Origin of the sequence: Streptomyces sp. NPDC127117, from assembly GCF_042677325.1 — a bacterium.
GTDB lineage: Bacteria > Actinomycetota > Actinomycetes > Streptomycetales > Streptomycetaceae > Streptomyces.
Genome location: NZ_JBHXTM010000010.1, coordinates 77,134 through 102,107 on the forward strand (window position 1 = coordinate 77,134; position 24,974 = coordinate 102,107).

Sequence of the window (24,974 nt, forward strand, 5' to 3'; positions counted from 1 at the left end):
CAGTAGTGACAAGCCCCCGTTGTGTAGCGGCCTAGCACGCTGCCCTCTCACGGCAGTAGCGCCGGTTCGAATCCGGTCGGGGGTACAACAGCAGGACGGACAAAGGCCCTTCACCCCGGTGAAGGGCCTTGTTCGTTGGCCCGCAAGGCCCGTTCGGGCCGGGGGCCCGTCAGATCCCGTAGCGGCGGGCCGACTCCTCCTCCTGGGCCATCCGTCGCATGGACATCAGCAGCGGCTCGTAGAGCACGGCCGACGCGACCGCGATCTCCACCTGCTCCGACTCCGTGGGGTGCGTCTCCATCATGTCCAGGTCCTGGACGGCGACTTGGTGCATCAGCCGGGCCTGCTCGGCCAGGTAGTCGACGTCGCAGGGGTAGCCGAGGCGGATCAGCGTCGCCAGCGACGACACCAGTGAGCGGTGCGCGGGGGAGAGGGAGCCGATCTCCTGCGACGTCGCCCAGCCGATCCGGTCCAGGAGCCGCTCGACGGCCTCGCGGGCGGCCGCCGTCTCCGGTGCCTCCTCGTCGGGGTCCGGGCCGTGCGGAAGCGCCCACAGCGCCGCGCCCAGCCGGATCGTCCGGCCCAGGGAGTCGTCGTCGATGTGGGAGAGGACCTCGCGCGCGGTTGCCACGGGAAGGCGGCCCACCTGGATCAGGGCCCGCACCAGGCGCAGCCGGCGCAGATGGCTCTCGTCGTACTCGGCCTGCGTCGCGGTGACCAGGCGGCCGGGGTGCAGCAGCCCCTCGCGCAGGTAGAACTTGATCGTCGCGGTCTTCACGCCGCTCTGCTCGCTCAGTTCCGAGAGTCGCATGTTCCGTGCCTTCCCTTGCGCCCCCTCTTGGGCAGTGTCACTATCCAATCATTGGATAGCGGCACTCTCCAACGATGAAGGGGGCAGGCATGTTCGCGAAGCCGATACCGGGACGGATCACCGCCGCAGCCGAGGGGGAGGTGGTCGTGCTGCTCATCGGGATGCGCATCAATCACTTCCGGGGTGTGCACCACTGGCTGCCGGTCCTCGCCGCGATGCCGCGCATGCTGCGGGAGTTGGGCAGGGACAAAAAGCGCGGCCTGCTGGGCTACACGCTGCTGACCGGCTCGCCGCGGACGTACTACGTCGTCCAGTACTGGGAGTCGAGGGAGAAGCTCTACGCGTACGCGAGCGCTCCCGACATGTTCCACCGCAAGGCCTGGGCGATCATGAACCGGAAGGAGAAGAAGTCCCGGCGGCACGTGGGGCTGTGGCACGAGACATACATAGTGCCCGAGGGCGGATACGAATCGATCTACGCCGATATGCCGGCCTACGGGCTGGCCGGGGCGACCGGCGTACTGCCGATCGAGGGGCGGGGGCGCCGCGCGGCGGACCGGCTCGCGCACCGCTCGTCCGCGAAGTGAGGTGCTGGAAGGGGGCCGCCACGACGCTGGGGCGGCCGGGGGGACGTGCCGGGTACGTCAGCCGGTGCGGCGCAGGGCCTCGCTGAGCCTGGCGGCCGAGTCGATGACCGCCTGGGCGTGCATCCGGCCCGGGTGCCTGGTCAGCCGCTCGATCGGTCCGGAGACCGAGACGGCGGCGACCACTCGGTTCGACGGGCCGCGCACCGGCGCCGAGACCGAGGCCACCCCCGGCTCGCGCTCGCCGATCGACTGGGCCCAGCCCCTGCGCCGTACGCCGGAGAGCGCCGTCGCCGTGAAACGGGCGCCCTGGAGGCCGCGGTGCAGGCGCTCCGGCTCCTCCCAGGCCATCAGGATCTGGGCCGACGAGCCGGCCTTCATGGTGAGCGTGGAGCCGACCGGCACGGTGTCCCGCAGGCCGGAGAGCCGCTCCGCCGCCGCCACGCAGATGCGCATGTCGCCCTGCCTGCGGTAGAGCTGCGCGCTCTCGCCGGTGATGTCCCGGAGGTGGGTGAGCACCGGTCCCGCCGTGGCCAGCAGGCGGTCCTCGCCCGCCGCGGCCGCGAGCTCGGCCAGCCGGGGGCCGAGAATGAAACGGCCCTGCATGTCCCTCGCCACCATGCGGTGGTGTTCCAGTGCCACGGCCAGTCGATGGGCCGTGGGTCGTGCGAGCCCGGTCGCCGCGACCAGCCCGGCGAGGGTGGCCGGACCGGACTCCAGGGCGCTCAATACCAGAGCCGCCTTGTCGAGAACGCCGACGCCGCTAGAGTTGTCCATACGACGATACTCCCGTCTCACTCTGTGAAACGCAAGTTCAATATTCGGCGGAAGTTGCGAACCTGTACGGGCGGCCACACAACGGCCCGTAGCCACCGCCCCGCACGGGGGTCCGGACGGCGGCGCACCGAATCTCTAGTTGGGCCGGCGAAGACGCCGGCCGGAGGGAAAGCGATGGGTAGGACACTCGCGGAGAAGGTCTGGGACGACCATGTCGTCCGGCGCGCCGAAGGTGAGCCCGACCTCCTCTTCATCGATCTGCACCTGCTGCACGAGGTGACCAGCCCCCAGGCCTTCGACGGCCTCCGGCAGGCCGGACGCCGGGTGCGGCGCCTCGATCTCACCATCGCCACCGAGGATCACAACACCCCGACCCTCGACATCGACAAGCCGATCGCCGACCCGGTCTCCCGCGCCCAGTTGGAGACCCTGCGCAAGAACTGCGCGGAGTTCGGCGTACGACTGCACCCCCTGGGCGACGTCGAGCAGGGCGTCGTGCACGTGGTCGGCCCGCAGCTGGGCCTGACCCAGCCGGGCACCACGGTCGTCTGCGGCGACTCCCACACCTCCACGCACGGCGCCTTCGGCGCGCTGGCGTTCGGCATCGGCACCAGCCAGGTCGAGCACGTCCTGGCCACCCAGACGCTGCCGATGGCCCGCCCGAAGACCATGGCCATCACCATCGACGGCGAACTGCCCGACGGTGTCACGGCCAAGGACCTGATCCTCGCGATCATCGCCCGGATCGGCACCGGTGGCGGCCAGGGCTACGTCCTGGAGTACCGCGGTCCGGCCATCGAGAAGCTCTCGATGGAAGCCCGGATGACCATCTGCAACATGTCGATCGAGGCCGGCGCCCGGGCGGGCATGATCGCCCCGGACGAGACCACCTTCGAGTACCTGAAGGGTCGCGACCACGCCCCGCAGGGCGAGGACTGGGACGCCGCCGTCGCGTACTGGAAGACGCTGCGCACCGACGACGACGCGGTCTTCGACGCCGAGGTCGTCATCGACGCGGCCGAACTGGCCCCGTTCGTCACCTGGGGCACCAACCCCGGCCAGGGCGCGCCCCTGTCGGCCAACGTCCCCGACCCTGCTTCGTACGAGGACGCCTCGGAGCGCAACGCCGCCGAAAAGGCCCTGGAGTACATGGGGTTGACCGCCGGCCAGCCGCTGCGCGAGATCAACGTGGACACCGTCTTCGTAGGCTCCTGCACCAACGGCCGTATCGAGGACCTGCGCAACGCGGCCGCGATCCTGGACGGCCGCAAAGTCGCCGACGGCGTACGGATGCTGGTCGTCCCGGGCTCCGTCCGGGTCGCCCTGCAGGCCGTCGCGGAGGGCCTGGACAAGGTCTTCACCGCCGCGGGCGCCGAATGGCGGCACGCCGGCTGTTCGATGTGCCTCGGCATGAACCCCGACCAGCTGGCCCCCGGCGAGCGCTCCGCCTCCACCTCGAACCGCAACTTCGAGGGCCGGCAGGGCAAGGGCGGCCGTACGCACCTGGTCTCCCCGCAGGTCGCCGCCGCCACCGCCGTGCTGGGCCACCTGGCCTCGCCCGCCGACCTGTCCGACGCCCGTACGCCCGCCGGAGTCTGAGAATCATGGAAGCTTTCACCGCACACACCGGCCGGGCCGTCCCGCTGCGCCGCAGCAACGTGGACACCGACCAGATCATTCCCGCCCACTGGCTGAAGAAGGTCACCCGGGACGGCTTCGAGGACGGGCTCTTCGAGGCCTGGCGCAAGGACGAGAACTTCGTCCTCAACCGCCCGGAGCGCAAGGGCGCCACGGTCCTGGTGGCCGGGCCCGACTTCGGCACCGGTTCGTCCCGCGAACACGCCGTGTGGGCGCTGCAGAACTACGGCTTCAAGGCCGTCATCTCCTCCCGGTTCGCCGACATCTTCCGCGGCAACTCGCTGAAGAACGGGCTGTTGACCGTCGTGCTCGACCAGCAGGTCGTCGACGAGCTCTGGGAGCTGACCGAGGCCGACCCCACGGCCGGGATCACCGTCGACCTGGAGGCGCGCCAGGTCCGCGCCGAGGGCATCACCGTCGACTTCGAGCTCGACGAGAACGCCCGTTGGCGACTGCTCAATGGGCTGGACGACATCAGCCTCACCCTTCAGAACGAAGCGGACATCGCGACTTATGAGGCGGCCAGGCCGACCTTCAAGCCGCGTACAATTAACGCCTGAGCAGCGCGTTTCCAGGACTGCGCCCCCTGCCATCTGGTAGGGGGCGCAGTCGCTTGTTGAGACCCCGTCGGGCGACAACTCGCCTCAGATGGCACAATCGGTGCATGGAACGCGACAGCCAACTCAAGCTTTACGGCCAAGTCGCCGACCGATTGAAGGAAGCGCACACAAGAGTGCGCGCACTGCAAGTCCCGGAGGGCGTAAGGATGGCGCTGTCCCGGAAGCTGTTGGTCATCACGGCCGCGGCTAAGCACGATCTCCCGGATGCGGCAAGGCGTCTGGACCGGTTGATGAAGGACCTCGATGAGGGCCGATTCCCCGAAGGTGACTGACTCTGCGGAACTGCGCAGCGGTCGACTTCGTTGCGGCACTAGGGTGATTAGCCCGTTTCGTGTTTGATTTGCGGTATATATCTGCCTAACGTGCGAAAACGCTTGAACACTTTCGTTCTGGCAATGTCTCCGAAGGGGAAGACGTGAACAAGGCGCAGCTCGTAGAAGCGATTGCCGACAAGGTCGGAGGCCGCCAGCAGGCCGCCGACGCCGTCGACGCGGTACTCGACGCGATCGTCCGTGCGGTTGTCGCGGGGGACCGTGTCTCGGTCACCGGCTTCGGCTCGTTCGAGAAGGTCGACCGCCCCGCCCGTTACGCCCGCAACCCGCAGACGGGTGAGCGCGTACGGGTCAAGAAGACCTCGGTGCCCCGCTTCCGTGCGGGACAGGGCTTCAAGGACCTGGTGAGCGGCTCGAAGAAGCTCCCCAAGGGCGGCGAAGTGTCCGTGAAGAAGGCGCCCAAGGGCAGCCTCTCGGGCGGTCCTTCCACCCGTACGACGACCAAGGCCGCAGCCAAGAAGGCCGCCGCCAAGAAGGCCACGGCGAAGAAGACCACCGCCGCCAAGAAGGCCACGGCGAAGAAGACCACCGCGGCGGCGAAGAAGACCACGGCGGCGGCGAAGAAGACCACCGCGGCGGCCAAGAAGACCACTGCGGCGGCGAAGAAGACCACCGCGGCGGCCAAGAAGACGACGGCCACCAAGAAGGCCACCGCCAGCAAGACCGCGCCCGCGAAGAAGGCCACGGCGAAGAAGGCGCCCGCCAAGAAGACCACGGCGCGCAAGACCACGGCGAAGAAGGCCACTGCACGTAAGAAGTGACACCGAGCCGCGCAGGGCTCCACTCACACGCGCCGGGCCGGGCTCCCCTCGGGGAGCCCGGCCCGCGGGCTGTTCAGGGCGCCGTGCGCGCGGCCTCTCAGAAGGTCTGGAGGGTCACCAGGGTGATCCGCAGCCCAGCACCCTCGCCGCTGCCCTCGATCCGCACCCGCTGCCCCGGCCGCAGCAGCCGCAGACCGCCCGCGTCGAAGGCCCGGGCGTCGAATTCCACCGGGGTGCCGTCGTCGAGCAGCACACTGCCGGTGCGGGTCTCGGGGTCGTAGGTGTACGAGGTCGCCTGCATGTACGGCAGCCTATCGGTCGGGACGGCCCTCAGGGGGCCGTCGCGGGCTCGGCGCCGGGGGCTCCGGCGGCCCAGTGGCCCGCCGTGTACGCGCCGACGCCCAGGGCCAGTGCCGTCCGCAGATCGTCGCCGGTGTCCACGTCCTGGCGTACCGAATCGATGCCGGTCAGATCGATTTCCACCGCACCGGACTCCAGGTGACGGGCCCGGGAAGAGCCGCCGAAAGCCGGACGCAATTCCACCCCCGGCGCAGCCGACAGAAATGTTGTACCGATTCCTGCCGCATCGGTCACAAATGCACGGGGGAATTCGGCGGAATAATCGAGCACCCGGGCCAATTCTCCGGGGCGCAGCGCGGGCAGATCCGCGTTCAGCGCGGCGACCGCGGCCCGGGGCCGCCCGGCCCGTACGGCCCGCTCACCGTGTGCCAGCGCGGCGTTGAGCCCGCGGCCGGGTGCGTCGGGGACGATCCGCGCCCCGGTCGCCGTGAGGGCCGCCCCGGCCTCCGGGTCGTCCGTGACGACCACCACATCCAGCACCGCCGGGCAGGACAGGGCGGCGGCCACGGTGTCCCGGGCGAAGGCGAGGGCGAGCCGGGGGCGCAGCTCGGCCCCCGTCGCGGGCGTCAGCCTGCTCTTGGCCCGTGCCAGGGGCTTCAACGGGACGACCAGGGACCAAGGACCGGTCAGGTCGGTGTTCGTGGCGATCTCCCCCTCGATGCGCGTCGCCGCCTATTCTCGCCTGTCCGGTGCGAGAACCCGGAGGGTCGGTCCCGAAAGCGGGGCGTACGGTGTTCTCGACAGAGCAGGGGCCTGGGGCGAGACTTGACCGTCGGTAGCCAGGCAGAGTTCAGGTCCTTAGAGGAAGGTGTCCGAGTGTCCCGCCGCAGAATCGGCTTCTGGTACCGCCTGGCGGCGGTCATCGCAAAACCGCCGTTGGTGGTTCTGTTCAAGCGTGACTGGCGGGGGATGGAACACATTCCGGCCGATGGTGGATTTATCACCGCGGTCAATCACAACTCCTATCTGGACCCGCTTTCCTACGGTCACTTCCAGTACAACACCGGACGGGTGCCGCGGCTTCTCGCCAAGGCGGGCCTGTTCAAGACCCCCTTTGTCGGAATGATGCTGCGCGGTACCGGACAGATCCCGGTCTACCGCGAGACGACCAATGCGCTGGACGCCTTCCGGGCCGCCGTCGATGCCATCGAGCGCGGCGAATGCGTCGCCTTCTACCCGGAGGGCACCCTCACCCGCGACCCCGACATGTGGCCGATGGCCGGCAAGACCGGTGCCGCCCGCGTCGCGTTGATGACCAGGGCCCCGGTCATCCCCGTCGCCCAGTGGGGCGCCAACTTCGCGATGCCGCCGTACGCCAAGGAGAACAAGCTCCGGCTGTTCCCCCGCAAGACCCTTCAGGTGCAGGCCGGACCGCCCGTGGACCTCTCCGGGTTCTACGACCGGGAGCCGACGCCCGACGTCCTGCGCGAGGCGACCGAGGTCATCATGGCCGCGGTGACCGCGCAGCTGGAGATCGTGCGGGGCGAGCAGGCCCCCGCACAGCCCTACGACCATCGCAAGGCCCGTGCGGAGCAGCGGCGCAAGGCAGAAGGAAAGGGACCAAAGTGACGCACCCCGCAAAGGCGGCCGTCTTCGGAACGGGCTCATGGGGTACGGCCTTCGGCATGGTCCTCGCCGACGCCGGCTGCGAGGTCACCCTCTGGGGCCGCCGCGCCGAGATCGCCGAGGCCGTCAACACGACCCGTACCAACCCGGACTACCTGCCGGGAATTGAGCTTCCCGAATCGGTGCGGGCCACCACCGACGCCGTCGAGGCGCTGGACGGCGCCGACTTCGCCGTGCTCGTGGTGCCTTCGCAGACCCTGCGCGCCAACCTCGCCGAATGGACCCCGCACCTCGGTTCCGACACCGTTCTCGTCTCGATGATGAAGGGCGTCGAACTCGGCACCGCGAAGCGGATGAGCGAGGTCATCGAGGACGTCACCAAGGTCTCCGCGGACCGGGTCGCCGTCATCACCGGCCCCAACCTGGCCAAGGAGATCGCCGAACGCCGCCCCGCCGCGGCCGTCGTCGCCTGCCAGGACGAGTCCGTGGCCCAGCGCCTCCAGACCGCCTGCCACACCTCGTACTTCCGCCCGTACACCAACACCGACGTGGTCGGCTGCGAGCTCGGCGGCGCGGTCAAGAACGTCATCGGCCTGGCGGTCGGCATCGCCGACGGCATGGGCCTCGGCGACAACGCCAAGGGGTCGCTCATCACCCGCGGCCTCGCCGAGACGACCCGCCTCGGCCTGGCCATGGGCGCCGACCCGCTGACCTTCTCCGGACTCGCGGGCCTGGGCGACCTGGTGGCGACCTGCTCCTCGCCGCTCTCGCGCAACCACACCTTCGGCACCAATCTCGGCCGCGGCATGACGCTCCAGGAGACCATCGCCGTCACCAGCCAGACCGCCGAGGGCGTCAAGTCCTGCGAATCGGTGCTCGATCTGGCGCGCCGGCACGGCGTCGACATGCCCATCACCGAGACGGTCGTCGGCATCGTCCACGAGGGCAAGCCGCCGATGGTCGCGCTGGCCGAGCTGATGTCGCGCAGCGCGAAGCCCGAGCGGCGCTGAGACCGGCCGGTGCGGGCGGAGCGGTGAACCTTCCCGGTCACCGCTCCGGCGGCACCGGCCGCGCTGACGCGAGTGGTACCAGCAGGTACGCTCAACGCGATATGAGCAGCGAGAACCTCCCCCAGAGCCCGGAGCAGCAGCTCCGCAAGCCGCGTGTGGCCGTCGTGTTCGGCGGCCGCAGCTCCGAACACGGCATCTCGGTCGTCACGGCCGGCGCCGTCCTGAACGCCATCGACCGGACCAAGTACGACGTCCTGCCGATCGGCATCACGACGGACGGCCGCTGGGCGCTCACCGCCGACGAACCCGAACGCATGGCCATCACGGACCGGAAGATGCCGGAAGTGGCCCAGCTGGCCGAGTCCCCCGAGGGCGCCGTGGTGCTCTCCGTCGACCCCGGCAGCCGCGAAGTGGTGTACAGCGAGCCCGGCTCGGTCCCCAAGGCGCTCGGCGAGGTCGACGTCGTCTTCCCCGTGCTGCACGGCCCGTACGGCGAGGACGGCACCCTTCAGGGGCTCCTGGAGCTCTCCGGTGTGCCCTACGTCGGCGCCGGTGTGCTCGCCTCGGCGGTCGGCCAGGACAAGGAGTACATGAAGCGGGTCTTCATCTCCTTCGGGCTGCCGGTCGGCCCGTACCTCGTGGTCCGTCCCCGCGAGTGGGACAACGACCCCTCCGGCGCCCGCAAGCGCATCGTGGACTTCGCCGGTGAGCACGGCTGGCCGCTCTTCATCAAGCCCGCCCGGGCCGGCTCGTCCATCGGCATCACCAAGGTCGACGACCTGTCCGGGCTCGACGAGGCGATCGAGGAGGCCCGCCGCCACGACCCCAAGTTCCTGGTCGAGTCGCTGCTGCGGGGCCGCGAGATCGAGTGCGGGGTGCTGGAGTTCGAGGAAGGCCCGCGTGCCAGCGTGCCCGCCGAGATCCCGCCGGTGACCGCGCACGACTTCTACGACTTCGAGGCCAAGTACATCGACTCCGCCTCCGGGATCGTGCCCGCCCCGCTCACCGAGGAGCAGACGGCCGAGGTGCAGAGGCTCGCGGTCGAGGCATTCGAGGCCACGTCCTGCGAGGGGCTGGTCCGTGCCGACTTCTTCCTCACCGAGGACGGCACCTTCGTGATCAACGAGATCAACACCCTGCCGGGCTTCACCCCGATCTCCATGTACCCGCGGATGTGGCAGGAGAGCGGCGTCAGCTACCAGGAGCTGGTGGACCGGCTGATCCAGGCCGCGTTGAGGCGCCCCACCGGACTGCGCTGAGCCCCGTCCCGCGCCGCAGGGCGTGTGCTCCCCGACGGGAGCGCACGCCCTACAGTCCGGGAACCGTCCTGCGGACGGCCGGACCGAACGCGGCCAGCGGGCTCGCGTCATGGGCGTACGCCGCCGACAGCGTCACCTCGACGTACGCCTTGCGGTAGGTCGTCGTGAAACGCGGACCGGCGTCATCGGACTGCTCCAGCAGCCAGTTGACGCCGTCCGCCTCGGTCCCCTTCGCCATCGGGTCGTCCATCTTCGCGGGCCGCGGGACACCGCAGCGCAGTACGATCTCCCCGTCCCCCCACTCGGCGGTCAGTTCGGACTTCGGCCCGGCATCACCGCGGTCGAGTCCGGCAACGGTCCTCGGCAGCTCCTTGTGCAGCGCACGGCAGTAGGCCGCGGCTTCCGGGGACGGCGTGGGAACCGTGATCGACACCGCGGCGTCCGTTGAGGAGCAGCCCGTCGCGGCCAGCAGCAGCGCGGCGACGGACGTACTGAGAAACACGGGGTGGCAGAGCCGGCGCGATGAGGTCACCGGCCCAGCGTAGACGGGGACTACAGATGGACGACCGGGCAGGTCAGGGTTCGGGTGATGCCTTCCACCTGCTGGACCTTGGCGACCACCATGCGGCCGAGTTCATCGACCGTGTCGGCCTGCGCGCGCACGATCACGTCGTAGGGGCCGGTGACGTCCTCTGCCTGGATCACTCCCGGAACTCTGGCGATGGTCTCGGCGACGGTCGACGCCTTGCCCACCTCGGTCTGAATAAGGATGTACGCCTGTACCACGGAACCTCCAGGGCGGCCACGAGGATCATGTGGGGGAGAAAGGGACGCCACGGTATCGCGTTGCCGCGTGCCGCGGGGAGACCTGTGGGCCGTTGACGCCCGCAGCGTGGCGTACACAAGACACAAGTTGACGTATCTCTTGACAGTACCGACAGCAGTGATGGTCCGCGACCGCAAGCGCAGCGGTCCGGAAGGGGGACGGGGATGGCGGTGACCAGCGGCGCAGACCGCTCCCCGGGACGACGGCCGGTCCACGGCGCGGACCCCCGGCCGCCGAAGCAGCCCGGACGACCGTCCGGCGCGATAGATGAGAGGTGAGACTCGGTGAAGGGAACCGTGGGCGAGTTGGGGGAGTTCGGGCTCATCAGGGAGCTCACTTCCCGGCTCACCACCACTCCGGCGGTACGGCTCGGCCCCGGCGACGACGCCGCGGTGGTGACCGCTCCCGACCGCAGGGTCGTGGCCAGTACGGACATCCTGTTGGAGGGTCGGCACTTCCGCCGGGACTGGTCGACGGCGTACGACGTCGGCCGCAAGGCCGCCGCCCAGAACCTCGCCGACATCGCCGCCATGGGTGCGGTGCCCACCGCGCTGCTGCTCGGCCTGGTCGTCCCCGCCGAACTCCCGGTCACCTGGGCCGGCGAGCTGATGGACGGCATCCGTGACGAGTGCCAGGTCGCGGGCGCGGCCGTGGTCGGCGGAGACGTGGTGCGCGGTGAGACGATCACCGTCTCGATCACCGCGCTCGGCGATCTGCGCAACCACGAGCCGGTCACCCGCTCCGGCGCCCAGCCCGGGGACGTCGTCGCCGTCACCGGCTGGCTCGGCTGGTCCGCCGCCGGGTACGCGGTGCTCTCCCGCGGCTTCCGCTCGCCGCGCGCCTTCGTCGAGGCCCACCGGCGCCCCGAACCGCCGTACCACGCCGGCCCCGCGGCCGCCGGGCTCGGCGCCACCGCCATGACGGACGTGAGCGACGGGCTCGTCGCCGACCTCGGGCACATCGCCGAGGCCAGCAAGGTCCGGATCGATCTGCGTTCCGGACTCATCGACATCCCCTCCCAGATGTCCGACATCGGTCAGGCTGTCGGCGTCGACCCGCTCCAGTGGGTGCTGACCGGCGGCGAGGACCACGCGATCGTCGCCACCTTCCCGCCGGACGTGAAGCTGCCCGCCCGCTGGAAGGTGATCGGCGAGGTCCTCAACCCCTCCGCGCTGCCGCAGGTGACGGTCGACGGGGCGCCGTGGACCAGCAAGAGCGGCTGGGACCACTTCGGGGACATCGAGGACGCCCAGTAGATTTCGGCGTATGCCCAAATCTGCTGATGTACCCGCCCGCGTGCTCACCGTCGCCGGATCCGACTCCGGCGGCGGTGCGGGCATCCAGGCCGACCTGAAGACGATGCTGGCGCACGGTGTGCACGGGATGAGCGTGCTGACCGCCGTCACCGCCCAGAACTCGCTGGGGGTGCAGGGCGCCTGGGAACTGCCGGTCGAGGCGGTGCGCGCCCAGTACCGCAGCGTGGTGGACGACATCGGGGTGCAGGCGGTCAAGACCGGAATGCTGTCGTCGGCCGTCCTCGTGGAGACCGTGGCCGAACTCCTCGCCGCCACCGACGCCCCGGCCGTCGTGGACCCGGTCGGCGTCTCCAAGCACGGCGATCCGCTGCTGGCCGCCGAGGCGCTCGATTCCGTACGGACGAAGCTCCTGCCCGTCGCCGCGGTCGCCACCCCCAACCTGGACGAGGTGGCACAGCTCACCGGTGTCCGGGCCGAGGACGAGGCCGGGATGCGGCGGGCCGCCGCCGCGGTGCTGGAGTTCGGGCCGCGCTGGGTCGTCATCAAGGGCGGTCATCTTCCGGGCGACCCCGTCGACCTGCTGACGGACGGCATCGATGAGCACTGGCTGCCCGCCCCCAGGCACGACAACCGCCACACCCACGGCACCGGCTGCACCCTCGCCTCGGCCATCGCCTGCGGACTGGCCGTGGGGCAGGACGTGCCCACGGCGGTACGGCACGCGAAGGCGTACGTCACCGGGGCGATCATGGCGGGCTTCCCGCTGGGCGCCGGGATCGGCCCGGTCGATCACGGCTGGCGGACCCGCACCGGCTGAGGGGTCAGAGCACAGCAAAAAGCCGGTCCACCGAGGTGGACCGGCTTTTTGGGCAACCGGAAGGCTGCGCTACGACGGGAACGTCAGCGCGCGACCTTGCCGGCCTTGATGCACGAGGTGCAGACGTTGAGCCGCTTCGGCGTCCGACCGACCACGGCACGCACGCGCTGGATGTTGGGATTCCAGCGACGGGACGTACGGCGGTGCGAGTGCGAAATGTTGTTGCCGAAGCCCGGCCCCTTGCCGCAGACGTCGCAGTTGGCAGCCACGGGTCACTCCAAAGACTTCAGATGCACTTACAGTGAAATCCGGCGCGCCGGAATCATTTGACTGAAGTGGCGGTGCCGGAGGGATGGCCCGACTCTCATCGGGCAACCGAAGCAGCATACAACGGCTGCGTCGGTAGAACGAAACTACCATGGGTTCCACCGACCCCCTCCCGCCCCCTGTCCCCGCCGGACCCGGTGCGCGGGGACTACTGTGCGATGCAGTCGGCCGCCCACGGCCGAATCCGAGGAGGACCGACAGGTGCCGCAGACCGCCGACGACATGGACGCCGTCGCGGTGCGTACCTGGTGCTCACTGGCCCTGGAGGCACTGGGCCGGGAGCGCGAGGCGATCGACGCGATCAATGTGTATCCCGTCGCCGACGGGGACACCGGGACGAACCTCTATCTCACCGTGGAGTCCGCGACCCAGGCCGTCGAAGCGGTCTTCGCCGCCCACGAGACCGGCGGGACTGTCCCCGCCACTGCCGACGCGGTACGCGCCATGGCGCACGGCGCCCTGATCGGCGCCCGCGGGAACTCCGGCACGATCCTGGCCCAACTGCTGCGCGGAATGGCCGGAGTGCTGGCCGCCGGCCATGACGCGGACCGGCTGCGCGAGGCGCTCGCCGTCGCCGCCGCCGCGGCCCGGCAGGCCGTGGCCCACCCCGTCGAGGGCACCGTGCTCACGGTGGCCACCGCCGCCGCCGAGGCCGCCGCCCGCACCGACGGCGGCGCCGGGACCGCGACGGTCGCACGGGCGGCGTACGACGGGGCGCGCACGGCCCTGGACGCGACCCCCGGGCAGCTCGCCGTCCTCGGCAGGGCGGGCGTCGTGGACGCCGGCGGACGGGGCCTGGTGACCGTGCTCGGAGCGCTCGTCGAAGCGGTCTGCGGACGCGCGCCCGAACACCGCGAGGTCGCGGTGCCCGTCCTCCCGGTGCCGGACGACTGCGCGGAGGCCGACGCGGAGGGCGGACCCGCCTTCGAGGTCATCTACCTGCTGGAGGCCGCGGACGAGGCGGTGGACCGGCTGCGGACCCGGCTCGACCGGCTCGGCGACTCGCTCGTGGTGGTGGGCGGCGACGGGCTGTGGAACGTCCATGTGCACGTCGACGACGCGGGCGCGGCCGTGGAGGCCGGGGTCGAAGCGGGGCGGCCGTACCGGATCCGGATCACCCACTTCGGCGTGGACCGGGTGCACCCGCACGCCGAGCCCGTTCAGCGCGCGGTCGTCGTGGTGGTCCCCGGCGACGGGCTCCGCGACCTGTGCAAGGAGGCCGGGGCCACGACGGTCCTGGCCCGGCCCGGTGAACCGCCCGCCAGCGGCGAACTGGCCGACGCGATCCACCGGGCACACGCCCGCGAGGTGGTCCTGCTGCCCAACGACGCGGAGCTGCGCCACACCGCCGCGGCCGCCGCCGAACAGGCCCGCGCCCAGGGCGTCCGGGTCGCCCTGATCCCGACCAGGGCCGCCGTCCAGGGCATCGCGGCCCTCGCCGTCCACGAACCCGACCGCAGCTTCGACGAGGACGTGGTGGCGATGACCGCCGCCGCCGGCGCCACCCGCTACGCGGAACTCGCCGTCGCCGAACGGCAGTCCTGGACCATGGCGGGCATCTGCCAGGCCGGCGACGTCCTGGGCCTGATCGACGGCGATGTCGCCGTCATCGGCGGGGACGTACCGCGAACCGCCCGCGACGTGCTGGACCGGATGCTGGCGGCGGGCGGCGAACTGGTCACCCTGGTCCTGGGCGAGGACATTCCCGACAGCCTCGCGGACGCGCTGGAGGAACACGTGCGCGAGGGCTATCTGGCGGTGGACACGGTGGTGTACCGGGGCGGCCACCAGCGCGCTCCGCTGCTCATCGGGGTCGAGTAGCGGAGCACGCCGCAGCCCGGGCGCCGGACGGGCCGGTCCTCCCGCCCACGTACTCCGGCAGCGCCCCGGCCTCCGCGCCCGTCCGCCCGGCCGGGCGGATCTCCAGGACCCTCCGGGCCCGCACCCGGGCCGCCGCGCCGGACTCACGGCCGACGGCGGCACGTCCTGGTGGTGCCCGCCGGACATCTGTCAGTGGTGTGGTGTGCAATGGATCGCGTGTCTGCGTTCGATGAACCCCTCAAGAAGCTGCTCGGCGGAGCCACCGCGAAGGTGATGGCCGAACACCTCGACCTGCACACGGTCGGTGATCTGCTGCACCACTACCCGCGGCGGTACGAGGAGCGCGGCCGGCTCACGGCGCTGGCCGACCTCCCGCTGGACGAGCACGTGACCGTGGTCGCCCAGGTCGCCGACGCCCGCATCCTGATGTTCAACAACGGCCGCGGCAAGCGCCTGGAAGTGACCCTCACCGACGGCAACGGCCGCCTCCAGCTGGTCTTCTTCGGGCACGGCGTCCACAAGCCGCACAAGGAGCTGCTGCCGGGGCGCCGGGCGATGTTCGCCGGCAAGGTCTCCGTCTTCAACCGGAAGATGCAGCTGGCCCACCCCACGTACCAACTGCTCGACGTCACGGACGCCGACGAGGCCACGGAGGCGGTGGACGCCTTCGCCGGGCGGCTGCTGCCGATCTACCCCGCCTGCAAGCAGCTCGACTCGTGGCGGATCGCCAAGGCCGTCGACACGGTGCTGCCCAGTGCGCGGGAGGCCGTCGACCCGCTGCCGCCGGCCCTGCGCGAGGGCCGGGGATTCGCCCCGCTCCCCGAAGCGCTGCTGAAGGTCCACCGGCCGCAGACCAAGGCGGACATCGCGCAGGCCAGGGACCGGCTGAAGTGGGACGAGGCCTTCGTCCTCCAGGTCGCGCTGGCCCGCCGCAGGTACGCCGACACCCAGCTCCCGGCCGTGGCCCGCAGACCCACGCCCGGCGGACTGCTCGACGCCTTCGACGCCAAGCTGCCCTTCACCCTCACCGAGGGACAGCAGAAGGTCTCCCGGGAGATCTTCGACGACCTCGCGACCGAGCACCCGATGCACCGGCTCCTCCAGGGCGAGGTCGGTTCCGGCAAGACCATGGTCGCGCTGCGGGCGATGCTCGGGGTCGTCGACGCGGGCGGACAGGCCGCCATGCTCGCGCCCACCGAGGTGCTCGCCCAGCAGCACCACCGCTCGATCACCGAAATGATGGGGGAGCTGGCCGAGGGCGGCATGCTCGGCGGCTCCGAGCAGGGCACCAAGGTGGTGCTGCTCACCGGCTCCATGGGCGTGGCGGCCCGCCGCCAGGCCCTCCTCGACCTGGTCACCGGCGAGGCCGGCATCGTGATCGGCACCCACGCCCTGATCGAGGACAAGGTGCAGTTCCACGATCTGGGCCTGGTCGTCGTCGACGAACAGCACCGCTTCGGGGTCGAGCAGCGCGACGCCCTCCGCTCGAAGGGCAAACAGCCGCCCCACCTGCTGGTCATGACGGCCACCCCCATTCCCCGTACGGTCGCCATGACCGTCTTCGGCGATCTGGAGACCTCCGTACTGGACCAGCTCCCGGCCGGCCGCTCGCCCATCGCCAGCCATGTCGTGCCCGCCAAGGACAAGCCCCACTTCCTCAGCCGCGCCTGGGAGCGGGTCCGGGAGGAAGTGGAGAACGGACACCAGGCGTACGTGGTCTGCCCCCGCATCGGCGACGACGCCGACGACGAGGCGGCGGGGAAGAAGACGAAGAAGAAGGCCCCCGAGGACGACGGCGACAAGCGCCCGCCGCTCGCCGTGCTGGAGATCGCCGAACAGCTCGCCAAGGGCCCCCTGGCCGGCCTGCGCATCGAGGTGCTGCACGGCAGGATGAACCCGGACGACAAGGACGACGTGATGCGCCGCTTCGCCGCGGGCGACGTCGACGTGCTGGTCGCCACCACCGTCATCGAGGTCGGCGTCAACGTCCCCAACGCCACCGCCATGGTGATCATGGACGCCGACCGCTTCGGTGTCTCCCAGCTGCACCAGCTGCGCGGTCGGGTCGGGCGCGGCTCCGCCCCGGGGCTCTGCCTGCTGGTCAGCGAGGCCCACGAGGCCAGTCCCGCCCGCGCCCGCCTCTCCGCGGTCGCCGCCACCCTGGACGGCTTCGAGCTGTCCCGGATCGACCTGGAGCAGCGCCGCGAGGGCGATGTCCTCGGCCAGGCCCAGTCCGGGGTCCGCTCCTCGCTGCGGATGCTCACCGTCATCGACGACGAGGAGGTCATCACCGCCGCACGCGAGGAGGCCGTCGCGATCGTCGCCGCCGACCCGGAGCTCGGACAACTGCCGGAGCTGCGGATCGCGCTGGACGCGCTGCTCGACAAGGAGCGCGAGCAGTACCTCGACAAGGGCTGAGCGGGACGGGGCGGCGGAGGCCGGGTGCGGGGGCCCGATCGGTCACCACGCCATATCGTGGGTGGCACGTCGCCGCGGCATCCCGCGGGCCGCCCACGAACCGAGGACCAGACACCCATGACCCGCGTGATCGCCGGCTCGGCCGGCGGACGCCGCCTGGCCGTTCCGCCCGGCACCGGCACCCGCCCCACCTCCGACCGTGCGCGCGAGGGCCTCTTCTCCACCTGGGAAGCGCTCCTCGGCAGCCTGGAGGGCATCCGTATCGCCGACCTGTACGCGGGCTCCGGGGCCGTCGGCCTGGAGGCGCTCTCCCGGGGCGCGGTGCACGCCCTGCTCGTCGAGGCCGACCCCAAGGCCGTCCGCACCGTCCGGGACAACGTCCGCACCCTCGGACTGCCCGGCGCCGAGGTCCGTACCGGCAAAGCCGAACAGATCGTGACGGGACCGGCACCGGAAGACCCCTACGACGTGGTGTTCCTGGACCCGCCGTACGCCGTCACCGACGACGATCTTGCCGAGATACTGCTCACACTCCGTGCCCAGGGCTGGCTCACGGACGATGCTCTCGTCACCGTGGAACGCAGCACCAGAGGCGGAGAATTCGGCTGGCCGGAGGGATTCGAACCGTTGCGGGCCCGTCGCTACGGCGAAGGAACGCTTTGGTACGGTCGCGCCGCCTCTACGTGCGAAGACGCACGATGACCGGACCGGAGAGCGAGGGAATCAAGTTGCGCCGCGCCGTCTGTCCGGGGTCATTCGACCCCATCACCAATGGACACCTCGACATCATTGGCCGCGCCTCGAAGCTGTACGACGTCGTACACGTCGCGGTGATGATCAACCAGTCCAAGAAGGGCCTGTTCACGGTCGACGAGCGGATCGACCTGATCCGCCAGGTCACCACGGACTTCGGCAACGTCCAGGTGGAGTCCTTCCACGGCCTCCTGGTCGACTTCTGCAAGCAGCGCGACATCCCGGCGATCGTGAAGGGCCTGCGGGCCGTCAGCGACTTCGACTACGAGCTCCAGATGGCCCAGATGAACAACGGCCTGTCCGGCGTCGAGACGCTCTTCGTGCCGACCAATCCCACCTATAGTTTCCTGTCGTCCTCCCTGGTCAAGGAGGTCGCGACCTGGGGCGGAGACGTCTCCCATCTGCTCCCCCCACTGGTCCACGAGGCCCTTACCGAGCGTCTCGCTCAGCGCTGAGCCGCTGACGGTTCGTCACCAGGTGTCGGACGGGCGCCGACTGGCCGTACAGTCGTCCCGTCCGTCTCCAATCGGCTGTAGAGAGTGGCGAGCACACGGTGGACGTGCAGAAGAAGCTCGACGAGATCGTCGAAGCGGTCGGGAGCGCCCGGTCGATGCCCATGTCGGCTTCGTGCGTGGTCAACCGCGCCGAGCTGCTCGCGATGCTCGAAGAGGTGCGCGAGGCCCTGCCCGGCTCGCTCGCCCACGCCCAGGAGCTCATCGGCGGCCAGGAGCAGCTGGCCGAGAGGGCCCGCCAGGAGGCCGAGCGGATCATCGGTGCCGCCCGCGCCGAACGCACCTCGCTGATCTCCGACACCGAGATCGCCAGGCAGTCCCGCAGTGAGGCCGACCGCATCCTCGACGAGGCCCGCCGGGAGGCCGCCGAGGTCCGCGGCGAGGCCGACGAGTACGTCGACAGCAAGCTCGCCAACTTCGAGGTCGTCCTCACCAAGACCATCGGCTCCGTCGACCGCGGCCGCGAGAAGCTCCTCGGCCGCGGCCGGCCGTTCGACGAGCAGGGCTACGAGGACCCGGACTTCGCCGAGGCCCCCGAGCGCAGCACCGACCCGGCCACGCTCCAGCGCCGGGCGGACGAGTACGTGGACACCAAGCTCGGCGCCTTCGAGGCGGTGCTCGCCAAGACCCTGGAGGCGGTCGGCCGCGGCCGGCAGAAGCTGCACGGCCGGGTCGCCACCGACGAGCTCGGCGCGCACGTGGCCGCCCAGGACGCGGCGGGCAACCAGGCGCACATGAGCGACGAGGACCACTGGGCCGGCCTCGCCGAGCTCGCCACCCCGGCGCCGCAGCCGGTGCAGCAGCAGGCCCAGCCGCACTTCCCCGCCCAGGCCCAGCCGGGCTACGCGGAGACCTACGCCTACCAGGAGCAGCCGCAGCAGGACGTCTACGGGTACCAGCAGCAGCCGGACCCGTACGCCGCGGCCTATCAGCAGCAGGGCTACGACCAGTCCCAGGCCCAGGTACCCGTCCAGGGGTACGACAACTGGCAGCAGCAGCCCGTGCAGCCCCAGCAGGCGCTCCAGCCGCAGGGCGAGAGCGCCCTCGACGAGACCAGCCTGTTCGACACCAGCATGATCGACCTGGACCAGCTCCGCCGGTACGAACAGGAGCGCTGACCGGACGGGCTCCGGCGCCGGAGCCCGCGCCGGAGGGCCCCGACGGCCCGGATTGGGAGCTGGGCGGCGCGTCCAGTATCCTGGCTCTTCGGTCGCGCGTATGTCCGCGATCCCGGCTGCCCGTTTCGACTCCGAATCCGGGCGGCCCTCCCCACGATGTGCGTTGCACATGATCTCGAAAGCAGGAAAAGCCCTGAACGGCCACCTCGACCACCGAAACCCCCTCGTGTTCGACACGCACGAGCTGGGCCGGCGTCCCGGTGCCCTCCAGCGGCTCTCCCGCTCGGTGGACGCACCCGGTCCGCCGTCGGTCCTCGGCATCGAAGGGGTCATCGGTGTGCCGGAAGGCGCACCCGTGGAGCTGGACCTCCGCCTTGAGTCGGTCATGGAAGGGGTGCTTGTCACAGGCACCGCCCGTGCGTCGGCCGAGGGGGAGTGCGTAAGGTGTCTGGAGCCGCTGCGCCAAGAGGTCGCGGCGGACTTCCAGGAGATGTTCTCGTACCCTGACGCCGATGACCGGGGCCGCAGCAGCAAGGCGGAGCCGGCCGACGACGCCGAGGACGACGAGGACAGGCTCTTCATCGAGGACGGCCTGTTCGACCTCGAACCAGTGCTGCGTGATGCGGTGGTGCTCGCACTGCCGATGCAGCCGGTGTGCCGGGAGTCCTGTGCCGGTCTGTGTTCCGAATGCGGAATCAGGCTGGACGAGAACCCCGGTCACCACCATGATGCCGTCGACATCCGTTGGGCGGCATTGCAAGGACTCGCCGACACCGTTCAGGACGGCGAGAAGGACAACATGGGCGGCGCCGAAGCGGGCGTCGACGAGAAGCAGGAGAAGTAGCCGTGGCTGTTCCGAAGCGGAAGATGTCGCGCAGCAACACGCGCCACCGCCGGTCGCAGTGGAAGGCTGCGGTCCCCACCCTGGTTTCGTGCGAGCGTTGCCAGGAGCCGAAGCTGCAGCACATCGCGTGCCCCAGCTGCGGCACGTACAACAAGCGCCAGGTCCTCGAGGTCTGAGCGGCTGGTGAGAGGCCCGATGTCTGAGTTGTCCAACGCCAAGAAGAAGGCAGACAACGTCAACACAGCCTCGTCCCACACGCTTCTGGAAGGGCGGCTCGGGTATCAACTCGAGACCGCCCTTCTGGTGCGTGCGCTGACCCACCGTTCGTACGCATACGAGAACGGCGGTCTGCCCACCAACGAGCGGCTTGAATTCCTCGGGGATTCGGTGCTCGGCCTGGTGGTCACGGACACGCTGTACCGCACCCACCCCGACCTGCCCGAAGGCCAGCTGGCCAAGTTGCGGGCCGCGGTGGTCAACTCTCGTGCGCTTGCGGAAGTGGGCCGCGGCCTCGAACTCGGCTCCTTCATCCGGCTCGGCCGCGGTGAAGAGGGCACGGGCGGCAGGGACAAGGCGTCCATCCTCGCCGACACGCTTGAAGCGGTGATCGGCGCGGTCTATCTCGACCAGGGCCTCAGCGCGGCCTCGGAGCTGGTCCACCGGCTCTTCGACCCGCTGATCGACAGGTCCTCCAACCTCGGTGCCGGCCTGGACTGGAAGACCAGTCTCCAGGAGCTCACCGCCGGCGAGAGCCTCGGAGTCCCCGAGTACATCGTCACGGAGACCGGCCCGGACCACGAGAAGACCTTTACTGCTGCTGCTCGCGTCGGTGGTGTCTCGTACGGCACCGGCACCGGCCGTAGCAAGAAGGAAGCGGAGCAGCAGGCGGCGGAGTCCGCCTGGCGCGAGATCAGCGCCGCCGCGGAGGAACGGGCGGCTGCGGCGAAGGCCGCTGCCGACGGCGGGGCCGCCGACACCCCGACCGGCCCGGCACCGTCCACGGACGCGGCTCCGGCCTGACCCCCGGAACCCCCCGGTGCCTTGTGCACCGGGGGGTTCTTCCTGTCCAGAACCGTATTGTTATTTCCAGAGCATCCCTTCAGGAGCGACACCGTGCCCGAGCTGCCCGAGGTCGAAGTCGTACGGCGTGGCCTCGAACGCTGGGTCACCGGCCGCACCGTCGGCGATGTGGAGGTGCTGCACCCGCGCGCGGTCCGCCGCCATCTCGCCGGTGGTGTGGACTTCGCGGCCCGGCTGGGCGGCGTCCGCTTCGGAACGGCGATGCGCCGCGGCAAGTACCTCTGGGTGCCGCTGGACGACGCGTCCAGCTCGCTCCTCGGCCATCTCGGGATGAGCGGTCAGCTGCTCGTACAGCCGCAGGACGCACCGGACGAGAAGCACCTGCGCATCCGGATCCGCTTCGACGACTCCCTCGGCACCGAGCTCCGCTTCGTCGACCAGCGGACCTTCGGCGGGCTCTCGCTCCACGAGAACACCCCGGAAGGGCTGCCCGACACCATCGCGCACATCGCCCGCGACCCGCTGGACCCGGCGTTCGACGACGCCGCCTTCCACGCGGCCCTGCGACTGCGCCGCACGACCGTCAAACGTGCCCTGCTCGACCAGTCGCTGATCAGCGGGGTCGGCAACATCTACGCGGACGAGGCGCTCTGGCGCAGCAGGCTGCACTACGACCGGCCGACCGCGACCCTCACCCGCCCCAAGTCCGCCGAGCTGCTCGGCCATGTCCGCGACGTGATGTCCGCGGCGCTCGACCAGGGCGGCACCAGCTTCGACAGCCTCTACGTCAATGTGAACGGCGAGTCCGGCTACTTCGACCGCTCGCTCGACGCCTACGGCCGCGAGGACGAGCCCTGCCACCGCTGCGGCACCCCGATGCGCCGCCGCCCCTGGATGAACCGCTCCAGCTACTTCTGCCCGCGCTGTCAGCGGCTGCCGCGCGCGACCGCCTGACGGGCGGGGTGCGCCTCGTCGTAGTCGGCACGGGCGGTGAGCACCTCGGGCATCCGGCCCTCGACGAGCTCGATCAGCGCCAGCAGCCGCTCGGCCACCTGCCGGCCCAGGGGTGTCAGCTCGTAGTCGACGCGCGGCGGATTGGTCGGCTGGGCCTCGCGGTGCACCAGGCCGTCCCGCTCCAGGGCGTGGAGCGTCTGGGAGAGCATCTTCTCGCTGACCCCGTCGACCCGGCGACGGAGTTCGTTGAACCGGAAGCCGCCTTCGTACAGCGCTCCCAGCGTCAGGCTGCCCCAGCGCCCGGTGACGTGCTCCAGCGTGGAGCGCGAGGGGCACTGTCTGGAGAACACGTCGAAGGCGAGCGCGTCCAGACGGGTGTTCTCGTCCATACGGAGCAGCGTACGCCCGCACAGCGCTCACCGCCGGAGTGCGCTATCCCCGGGTGAGCGCTGGCGGCCGACGGTCAGAAGCCGAAGTCCTGGGTCCACCAGGGGCCGCCGGAGCCGTAGTGCACGCCGATGCCGAGTGTCTTGTAGTCGCAGTTGAGGATGTTCGCCCGGTGGCCGTCGCTGTTCATCCAGGAATCCATCACAGCCTGTGCGCTCGCCTGGCCGCGGGCTATGTTCTCGGCGGCGAGGCCCTGTACGCCGGCCTTGGCGGCGCGGTCCCACGGGCTCCGGCCGTCGGGGTCGGTGTGGTCGAAGAAGCCGCGGGCGGCCATGTCCGCGCTGAAGTCCTGGGCGAGCGAGGCGAGCGAGGAGCTGGCGGTCAGCGGGCTGCAGCCGACCTTCGCGCGCTCCTGGTTGACCAGGGCGAGCACCGCGGACCGGACGGAGGAGTCGGCCGGCGCCGACGCGCTCCGGGTCGCGGGAGCGGAGGTCCTCGGCGCGGCCGACGACTTCTCGGCGGCGGGGGCGCTGCTCTTCGCGGTGTCGGCCGAAGGGGCCTTCGACGAAGCGGACCGGGACGGCTTCGTCCGCCCGGCCGGCCCGGACGCCTTCGAGGAGGAAGAGGAAGAGGGGGATCCGGAGGGGGACTGGGTCCTGGTCGGGCCCTCGGCGCGACCGGTGCCGCGGCCGGCCGGGTCGGACGCGGTGCCGCGGTCGGCCGGCGCGGTGGAGGAGCCGCCCTGGCCCAGCAGATCCGGGGAACCCTCGGTGCGCACCCGCTCGGAGCCGCCACCGCCCAAGGTGTAGGTGTCGCCGCCCGGCAGCAGGCCGGAGGCCACCGCCGCGGCGCCCACGGCGAGGGCCGCGGAGACACCGACGAGTCCGGTACGGACCGGAGCCGCGGACCGCTTCCGGCGGTGCCCGCCCCCGCTGCGTCCCGCACCTCCCGCCGCGTGTTCCTCGGCAATGGCAGTTGTGGCGGAGCGTCGATGGCGTCCCATCTGCTGAGCCCTTCCGACGGTCTGGACGCCGCTTCCGGCGTCAACACGTCTCACCCGTTCGAGTGAGTCCATTGCGTCGGGACTGTACGCCATGGCCCCACGGCGGGAAGTGCCCCGAGAGCAATCGGGCGGTTAGCGTTCGGGCATGAACGAAGATGTACGACTCACCGCATGGGTACGCGGCCGAGTGCAGCGGGTGGGGTTCCGCTGGTTCACCAGGGCGAATGCCCTGGAGATCGGCGGTCTCACCGGCTTCGCCCTGAATCTCGACGACGGCCGGGTGCAGGTCGTGGCCGAGGGGCGGCGTGAGAATTGCCACCGCCTGCTGGACTGGCTGCGCTCGGACGACACACCCGGACGTGTGGACGGAGTCACTGAGATATGGGACACCCCGCGCGGCGGATACGAGGGCTTCGCGATCCGCTGATCCGGGTCCGTTCCGGGGGTGCGCAGCGGGCCGTGTTCGGACCGTGTTCGAAGCGCGGCGAGGGGTTACCGGGCGGGGTGCTCATCTGCGTACACATGAAATGACCTGCGGAATGTCCGGGTGGTTGCCAAGATTCGGTTACCGTGCCAGGCTGCGGCAGTAAGGATGATCTCCACGCCCCGCAGGGCCCCGCAGGAGAGTCGCGCCGCATGATCGTCGAGCCGCGCGCCCCCGGGCTGCCCGCCTCTACAGGGCGTGATCGTGTTGACCGTCAAACTTTTTGGTGAGACGCTGAAATCCCCGCGCACCTTAGCTGTTTGGCAGAGCTGTTTGGCAGCAGAACAGCAGTGACTACAGAGCACTGCCGAGCACCGCGGGTGCGATTCCCTCACGACCCACACCGCATCGGTCGGTCACTCAGTGTGGAGGACCATCCATCATGGCAAAGGCGCTTCTCGGTTACGTCGGCGGTTCCGACCCGCGACTCCTCGCCGAGATGCGACGGCTCCAGCAGCGCGTCCAGGACCTGGAATCCGAGCTCGTACGGATCCAGGACGAGAACGACGCGCTGAACGCCGCCGCCCAGCACCAAGAGTCGCTGCTCGACAGCATCGACATCGACGTACCTCAGGCGGAGCCGGCGCTGACCTGACCGATGGCCCCCAGGGGCCGGTCGGGCCGTACGCGTCAGCCGTCCGAGATCATCACCCGGATCGTCGCCGGATCATTGAAGATCACTGCTCTTGATCTGTCACCTTCGTGACATGTCCTTG

At 70.5% G+C, this 24,974-nt stretch carries 30 protein-coding genes and 1 tRNA gene; 22 read left to right on the top strand and 9 right to left on the bottom strand.

Going from position 1 to position 24,974, the window contains the following annotated elements; translation table 11 throughout:
• The first annotated feature begins 12 nt into the window (after positions 1-12).
• Positions 13-85: transfer RNA gene (locus ACFVH0_RS11760), tRNA-Glu, on the top strand.
• An 84-nt stretch (positions 86-169) separates the two neighbouring features.
• Here the strand turns inward: ACFVH0_RS11760 and ACFVH0_RS11765 are convergent.
• Positions 170-811 (bottom strand): MerR family transcriptional regulator, encoded by a 642-nt coding sequence (locus ACFVH0_RS11765; protein ID WP_385819408.1) that lies wholly within the window; start codon positions 809-811, stop codon positions 170-172.
• A gap of 89 nt (positions 812-900) precedes the next feature.
• Between ACFVH0_RS11765 and ACFVH0_RS11770 the strand changes: the two genes are divergently transcribed.
• On the top strand, positions 901-1,398 hold the full coding sequence (locus ACFVH0_RS11770) for a DUF4188 domain-containing protein (RefSeq protein WP_385819409.1): 498 nt from the start codon (positions 901-903) through the stop codon (positions 1,396-1,398).
• Between the two features lie 57 nt (positions 1,399-1,455).
• Here the strand turns inward: ACFVH0_RS11770 and ndgR are convergent, their stop codons facing one another.
• A complete protein-coding gene (ndgR, locus tag ACFVH0_RS11775) occupies positions 1,456-2,172 on the bottom strand; it encodes an IclR family transcriptional regulator NdgR (RefSeq protein WP_014048551.1) in 717 nt (238 codons plus the stop codon).
• 174 nt (positions 2,173-2,346) lie between these two features.
• On the opposite strand from ndgR, the gene leuC reads away from it, so the two are divergent.
• The 4 genes from leuC (at position 2,347) to ACFVH0_RS11795 (ending at position 5,523) form a co-directional block, all read left to right on the top strand.
• Positions 2,347-3,771, top strand: coding sequence for a 3-isopropylmalate dehydratase large subunit (gene leuC / locus ACFVH0_RS11780; protein WP_385819410.1), 1,425 nt, complete (start codon positions 2,347-2,349; stop codon positions 3,769-3,771).
• Between the two features lie 5 nt (positions 3,772-3,776).
• On the top strand, positions 3,777-4,370 hold the full coding sequence (gene leuD / locus ACFVH0_RS11785; RefSeq protein WP_385819411.1) for a 3-isopropylmalate dehydratase small subunit: 594 nt from the start codon (positions 3,777-3,779) through the stop codon (positions 4,368-4,370).
• A gap of 104 nt (positions 4,371-4,474) precedes the next feature.
• Complete coding sequence (locus ACFVH0_RS11790) at positions 4,475-4,702, top strand: hypothetical protein (protein WP_072487271.1); 228 nt, start codon at positions 4,475-4,477, stop codon at positions 4,700-4,702.
• Positions 4,703-4,845: 143 nt separating this feature from the next.
• The gene (locus tag ACFVH0_RS11795; protein WP_385819412.1) at positions 4,846-5,523 is read left to right on the top strand and encodes an HU family DNA-binding protein; all 678 of its coding nucleotides are present in this window, start codon (positions 4,846-4,848) and stop codon (positions 5,521-5,523) included.
• Between the two features lie 97 nt (positions 5,524-5,620).
• Here ACFVH0_RS11795 and ACFVH0_RS11800 read toward each other — a convergent pair whose 3' ends face one another.
• Positions 5,621-5,824, bottom strand: a complete 204-nt coding sequence (locus tag ACFVH0_RS11800) for a hypothetical protein (protein WP_124716163.1) — start codon at positions 5,822-5,824, stop codon at positions 5,621-5,623.
• Positions 5,825-5,853: 29 nt separating this feature from the next.
• Complete coding sequence (gene cofC / locus ACFVH0_RS11805) at positions 5,854-6,543, bottom strand: 2-phospho-L-lactate guanylyltransferase (RefSeq protein WP_385819480.1); 690 nt, start codon at positions 6,541-6,543, stop codon at positions 5,854-5,856.
• Between the two features lie 156 nt (positions 6,544-6,699).
• Here cofC and ACFVH0_RS11810 point away from each other — a divergent pair, with 156 nt between their 5' ends.
• The 3 genes from ACFVH0_RS11810 to ACFVH0_RS11820 all read left to right on the top strand — a co-directional run bounded on the left by ACFVH0_RS11810 (position 6,700) and on the right by ACFVH0_RS11820 (position 9,718).
• A complete protein-coding gene (locus ACFVH0_RS11810) occupies positions 6,700-7,452 on the top strand; it encodes a lysophospholipid acyltransferase family protein (RefSeq protein ID WP_385819413.1) in 753 nt (250 codons plus the stop codon).
• On the top strand, positions 7,449-8,459 hold the full coding sequence (locus ACFVH0_RS11815) for an NAD(P)H-dependent glycerol-3-phosphate dehydrogenase (RefSeq protein WP_385819414.1): 1,011 nt from the start codon (positions 7,449-7,451) through the stop codon (positions 8,457-8,459). Before ACFVH0_RS11810 ends, ACFVH0_RS11815 begins: the two co-directional genes overlap by 4 nt.
• A gap of 101 nt (positions 8,460-8,560) precedes the next feature.
• Positions 8,561-9,718 carry a D-alanine--D-alanine ligase family protein gene (locus tag ACFVH0_RS11820; protein ID WP_385819415.1) on the top strand — a complete coding sequence of 386 codons (1,158 nt, stop codon included), beginning with the start codon at positions 8,561-8,563 and terminating at the stop codon, positions 9,716-9,718.
• Positions 9,719-9,767: 49 nt separating this feature from the next.
• Here the strand turns inward: ACFVH0_RS11820 and ACFVH0_RS11825 are convergent, their stop codons facing one another.
• Together ACFVH0_RS11825 and ACFVH0_RS11830 are read right to left on the bottom strand one after the other, a co-directional pair.
• Positions 9,768-10,250 carry a DUF3515 domain-containing protein gene (locus ACFVH0_RS11825; protein WP_385819416.1) on the bottom strand — a complete coding sequence of 161 codons (483 nt, stop codon included), beginning with the start codon at positions 10,248-10,250 and terminating at the stop codon, positions 9,768-9,770.
• A gap of 20 nt (positions 10,251-10,270) precedes the next feature.
• The gene (locus ACFVH0_RS11830) at positions 10,271-10,504 is read right to left on the bottom strand and encodes an Lrp/AsnC family transcriptional regulator (protein ID WP_072487263.1); all 234 of its coding nucleotides are present in this window, start codon (positions 10,502-10,504) and stop codon (positions 10,271-10,273) included.
• 324 nt (positions 10,505-10,828) lie between these two features.
• Between ACFVH0_RS11830 and ACFVH0_RS11835 the strand changes: the two genes are divergently transcribed.
• Positions 10,829-11,800 (top strand): thiamine-phosphate kinase, encoded by a 972-nt coding sequence (locus ACFVH0_RS11835; RefSeq protein WP_259934913.1) that lies wholly within the window; start codon positions 10,829-10,831, stop codon positions 11,798-11,800.
• Positions 11,801-11,810: 10 nt separating this feature from the next.
• Positions 11,811-12,617 carry a bifunctional hydroxymethylpyrimidine kinase/phosphomethylpyrimidine kinase gene (gene thiD, locus ACFVH0_RS11840; RefSeq protein ID WP_385819417.1) on the top strand — a complete coding sequence of 269 codons (807 nt, stop codon included), beginning with the start codon at positions 11,811-11,813 and terminating at the stop codon, positions 12,615-12,617.
• Positions 12,618-12,700: 83 nt separating this feature from the next.
• Here thiD and rpmB read toward each other — a convergent pair whose 3' ends face one another.
• A complete protein-coding gene (gene rpmB, locus ACFVH0_RS11845) occupies positions 12,701-12,886 on the bottom strand; it encodes a 50S ribosomal protein L28 (protein WP_030928661.1) in 186 nt (61 codons plus the stop codon).
• 259 nt (positions 12,887-13,145) lie between these two features.
• Here rpmB and ACFVH0_RS11850 point away from each other — a divergent pair, with 259 nt between their 5' ends.
• The 9 genes from ACFVH0_RS11850 to mutM all read left to right on the top strand — a co-directional run bounded on the left by ACFVH0_RS11850 (position 13,146) and on the right by mutM (position 22,384).
• Complete coding sequence (locus ACFVH0_RS11850) at positions 13,146-14,765, top strand: DAK2 domain-containing protein (protein ID WP_385819418.1); 1,620 nt, start codon at positions 13,146-13,148, stop codon at positions 14,763-14,765.
• Between the two features lie 207 nt (positions 14,766-14,972).
• Positions 14,973-17,183, top strand: coding sequence for an ATP-dependent DNA helicase RecG (recG, locus tag ACFVH0_RS11855; RefSeq protein ID WP_385819419.1), 2,211 nt, complete (start codon positions 14,973-14,975; stop codon positions 17,181-17,183).
• A 117-nt stretch (positions 17,184-17,300) separates the two neighbouring features.
• Positions 17,301-17,885: a 16S rRNA (guanine(966)-N(2))-methyltransferase RsmD gene (gene rsmD, locus ACFVH0_RS11860; protein ID WP_385819420.1), complete on the top strand. Its 585-nt coding sequence runs from the start codon at positions 17,301-17,303 to the stop codon at positions 17,883-17,885.
• 26 nt (positions 17,886-17,911) lie between these two features.
• Entirely contained in the window at positions 17,912-18,391 is a 480-nt protein-coding gene (coaD, locus tag ACFVH0_RS11865) for a pantetheine-phosphate adenylyltransferase (RefSeq protein ID WP_206433392.1), read from the top strand.
• A gap of 98 nt (positions 18,392-18,489) precedes the next feature.
• Positions 18,490-19,566, top strand: a complete 1,077-nt coding sequence (locus ACFVH0_RS11870) for a cell division initiation protein (protein ID WP_385819421.1) — start codon at positions 18,490-18,492, stop codon at positions 19,564-19,566.
• A gap of 169 nt (positions 19,567-19,735) precedes the next feature.
• A complete protein-coding gene (locus tag ACFVH0_RS11875; protein ID WP_266791916.1) occupies positions 19,736-20,410 on the top strand; it encodes a DUF177 domain-containing protein in 675 nt (224 codons plus the stop codon).
• A 2-nt stretch (positions 20,411-20,412) separates the two neighbouring features.
• Entirely contained in the window at positions 20,413-20,586 is a 174-nt protein-coding gene (gene rpmF / locus ACFVH0_RS11880; protein ID WP_003965982.1) for a 50S ribosomal protein L32, read from the top strand.
• A gap of 19 nt (positions 20,587-20,605) precedes the next feature.
• The gene (rnc, locus tag ACFVH0_RS11885; RefSeq protein ID WP_385819422.1) at positions 20,606-21,430 is read left to right on the top strand and encodes a ribonuclease III; all 825 of its coding nucleotides are present in this window, start codon (positions 20,606-20,608) and stop codon (positions 21,428-21,430) included.
• A 93-nt stretch (positions 21,431-21,523) separates the two neighbouring features.
• Complete coding sequence (gene mutM, locus ACFVH0_RS11890) at positions 21,524-22,384, top strand: bifunctional DNA-formamidopyrimidine glycosylase/DNA-(apurinic or apyrimidinic site) lyase (RefSeq protein ID WP_385819423.1); 861 nt, start codon at positions 21,524-21,526, stop codon at positions 22,382-22,384.
• Here the strand turns inward: mutM and ACFVH0_RS11895 are convergent.
• The gene (locus tag ACFVH0_RS11895) at positions 22,357-22,773 is read right to left on the bottom strand and encodes a winged helix-turn-helix transcriptional regulator (protein WP_385819424.1); all 417 of its coding nucleotides are present in this window, start codon (positions 22,771-22,773) and stop codon (positions 22,357-22,359) included. The genes mutM and ACFVH0_RS11895 overlap by 28 nt on opposite strands.
• Before the next feature lie 74 nt (positions 22,774-22,847).
• On the bottom strand, positions 22,848-23,774 hold the full coding sequence (locus ACFVH0_RS11900) for a CAP domain-containing protein (protein WP_385819425.1): 927 nt from the start codon (positions 23,772-23,774) through the stop codon (positions 22,848-22,850).
• Positions 23,775-23,919: 145 nt separating this feature from the next.
• Between ACFVH0_RS11900 and ACFVH0_RS11905 the strand changes: the two genes are divergently transcribed.
• Both ACFVH0_RS11905 and ACFVH0_RS11910 read left to right on the top strand, forming a co-directional pair.
• On the top strand, positions 23,920-24,201 hold the full coding sequence (locus ACFVH0_RS11905; protein WP_072487249.1) for an acylphosphatase: 282 nt from the start codon (positions 23,920-23,922) through the stop codon (positions 24,199-24,201).
• A gap of 439 nt (positions 24,202-24,640) precedes the next feature.
• The gene (locus tag ACFVH0_RS11910; protein WP_018551753.1) at positions 24,641-24,853 is read left to right on the top strand and encodes a hypothetical protein; all 213 of its coding nucleotides are present in this window, start codon (positions 24,641-24,643) and stop codon (positions 24,851-24,853) included.
• Positions 24,854-24,974: the final 121 nt, after the last annotated feature.

Bases quoted from the DNA above. Each gene is read 5' to 3' on its own strand.
- ACFVH0_RS11765 (WP_385819408.1), bottom strand. From the start codon at position 811: ATGCGACTCTCGGAACTGAGCGAGCAGAGCGGCGTGAAGACCGCGACG.
- ACFVH0_RS11770 (WP_385819409.1), top strand. From the start codon at position 901: ATGTTCGCGAAGCCGATACCGGGACGGATCACCGCCGCAGCCGAGGGG.
- ndgR (WP_014048551.1), bottom strand. From the start codon at position 2,172: ATGGACAACTCTAGCGGCGTCGGCGTTCTCGACAAGGCGGCTCTGGTA.
- leuC (WP_385819410.1), top strand. From the start codon at position 2,347: ATGGGTAGGACACTCGCGGAGAAGGTCTGGGACGACCATGTCGTCCGG.
- leuD (WP_385819411.1), top strand. From the start codon at position 3,777: ATGGAAGCTTTCACCGCACACACCGGCCGGGCCGTCCCGCTGCGCCGC.
- ACFVH0_RS11790 (WP_072487271.1), top strand. From the start codon at position 4,475: ATGGAACGCGACAGCCAACTCAAGCTTTACGGCCAAGTCGCCGACCGA.
- ACFVH0_RS11800 (WP_124716163.1), bottom strand. From the start codon at position 5,824: ATGCAGGCGACCTCGTACACCTACGACCCCGAGACCCGCACCGGCAGT.
- ACFVH0_RS11820 (WP_385819415.1), top strand. From the start codon at position 8,561: ATGAGCAGCGAGAACCTCCCCCAGAGCCCGGAGCAGCAGCTCCGCAAG.
- thiD (WP_385819417.1), top strand. From the start codon at position 11,811: ATGCCCAAATCTGCTGATGTACCCGCCCGCGTGCTCACCGTCGCCGGA.
- recG (WP_385819419.1), top strand. From the start codon at position 14,973: ATGGATCGCGTGTCTGCGTTCGATGAACCCCTCAAGAAGCTGCTCGGC.
- rsmD (WP_385819420.1), top strand. From the start codon at position 17,301: ATGACCCGCGTGATCGCCGGCTCGGCCGGCGGACGCCGCCTGGCCGTT.
- ACFVH0_RS11875 (WP_266791916.1), top strand. From the start codon at position 19,736: ATGATCTCGAAAGCAGGAAAAGCCCTGAACGGCCACCTCGACCACCGA.
- rnc (WP_385819422.1), top strand. From the start codon at position 20,606: ATGTCTGAGTTGTCCAACGCCAAGAAGAAGGCAGACAACGTCAACACA.
- ACFVH0_RS11895 (WP_385819424.1), bottom strand. From the start codon at position 22,773: ATGGACGAGAACACCCGTCTGGACGCGCTCGCCTTCGACGTGTTCTCC.
- ACFVH0_RS11900 (WP_385819425.1), bottom strand. From the start codon at position 23,774: ATGGGACGCCATCGACGCTCCGCCACAACTGCCATTGCCGAGGAACAC.
- ACFVH0_RS11905 (WP_072487249.1), top strand. From the start codon at position 23,920: ATGAACGAAGATGTACGACTCACCGCATGGGTACGCGGCCGAGTGCAG.
- ACFVH0_RS11910 (WP_018551753.1), top strand. From the start codon at position 24,641: ATGGCAAAGGCGCTTCTCGGTTACGTCGGCGGTTCCGACCCGCGACTC.